Raw genomic sequence first — 476 nt, 5'->3', positions numbered from 1 at the left:
GTAGATAATTACACCTTCAAAACACGCCTGGACTGGCAAAAATTCGCCGTGGGTAATGTTTCGCATCAACCCTACTTCGGCGCGGAATACATCTATTCCGATGCGTGGACTGAACGCCATAACCAGTCTGAATCCTATGTGATTAATGCTGCCGGAAAGAAAACTAACCATACCATTTACCATAAAGGTAAAGGCCGCCTGGGAATTGACAACTACACGCTGTATATGGCGGATCGCATTAGCTGGCGTAATGTGTCATTAATGCCCGGCGTGCGGTATGACTATGACAACTATCTGTCAAACCACAATATCTCCCCGCGCTTTATGACGGAATGGGATATTTTTGCTAATCAAACCTCAATGATTACAGCAGGTTATAACCGTTACTATGGCGGGAATATTCTTGATATGGGATTACGTGATATCCGCAATAGCTGGACGGAATCGGTATCAGGTAATAAAACTCTGACGCGTTA

1 protein-coding gene is annotated in these 476 nt (G+C 44.5%); it reads left to right on the top strand.

Features of this window, described 5'->3' with window-relative positions:
• Positions 1–476 (top strand): hypothetical protein (locus tag GWG65_RS40315; RefSeq protein ID WP_275200934.1); only part of this gene is annotated, 476 nt, incomplete at both ends.

The sequence above is a fragment of the Bradyrhizobium sp. CSA207 genome, assembly GCF_029051685.1.
GTDB lineage: Bacteria > Pseudomonadota > Alphaproteobacteria > Rhizobiales > Xanthobacteraceae > Bradyrhizobium.
The sequence above is the reverse complement of the archived record's forward strand: the minus strand, read 5'-3'. Positions and strand labels throughout refer to the sequence as shown.